Source organism: Sphaerisporangium melleum (assembly GCF_014646695.1).
Lineage (GTDB): Bacteria > Actinomycetota > Actinomycetes > Streptosporangiales > Streptosporangiaceae > Sphaerisporangium > Sphaerisporangium melleum.
On the sequence record NZ_BMNT01000137.1, the window covers coordinates 1 to 1,008 of the forward strand.

1 protein-coding gene is annotated in these 1,008 nt (G+C 65.0%); it reads right to left on the reverse strand.

Going from position 1 to position 1,008, the window contains the following annotated elements; translation table 11 throughout:
* Window positions 1-937, reverse strand: a 937-nt coding sequence (locus tag IEY93_RS37520; RefSeq protein WP_229691833.1) for a glycoside hydrolase family 43 protein, incomplete at its 3' end; no start/stop codon positions are given.
* Window positions 938-1,008 lie beyond the last annotated feature (71 nt).

Here is a 1,008-nt window from a genome sequence, read left to right on the forward strand (position 1 = left end):
CGACGTTCATCCCGCCCTCAGTCGACGGCTCGGTCTCCACCCCCGACTCCCAGGCGATCGTCTCGGCCTCCTGGCGCACGTAGGGGTTCAGCGTGCCGATCTGCGGCGCACCCGTGGTGGTCATGTTCATCACCGGGATCGTGCCGTCGGCGTTGTAGGAGAACTTCTCCACCGCCACCGACCGGGTGAACCCGCCACCGCCCGGCAGCGCGCCGTTGTGGTAGAAGAAATACGACCCGCCGTTGAAATCCACGATGCCCGGGTGATTGGTGAAACTCGACCCCTGGGTGGGCATCACCGTTCCGCGGAACGTCCATGGCCCGGTCGGCCCCGGAGCGGTGGAATAGGCGATGTACTCCGAGCAGCACTTCGCCGCGTAGACGTTGTAGTACAGGCTTCCCCGCTTGTACACCCACGGCGCCTCCTCGTACAGAGTCGGCCTGCTCGCATTCCCGGTACGGGTGCCGAATCCCGCCGTCGTGAGCGGGATCTGCGTCGGGCTCCCCGAATACGAGATCATGTCGGAGTTCAGCTTCACGTACCAGAGGTTCGGGTTTCCCCAGTACAGATACGCCTGCCCGTCGTCGTCGATGAACACGTTCGGGTCGATCTCACCGTTGCGCACCAGCGGACGGCCCAATGCGTCGCTGAACGGCCCGGTCGGGCTGGTCGACACGCCCACCCCGATGGCCATCTGACCGCTCGCCCGGTCCTTCACCGGCACGTACCAGTAGAACTTTCCGTTGCGGTAGACCGTGTGCCCGGCCCAGGCGTCCTGGCTGGCCCAGCTGAACGTCGAGATGCTCATCGGCGAGCCGTGATCGGTCCAGTTCACCATGTCCGCCGACGAGAACACCCGCCAGTCCTTCATGGTGAAATACGTCGACCCGTCCTCGTCGTGCCCGGTGTACAGATAAACCCGGCCGTTGTACACCATCGGCGCCGGATCGGCCGTGTAAATCGTCTGGACGACCGGATTGTCAGCCCGCGCCGCACCGGCCGGCAACA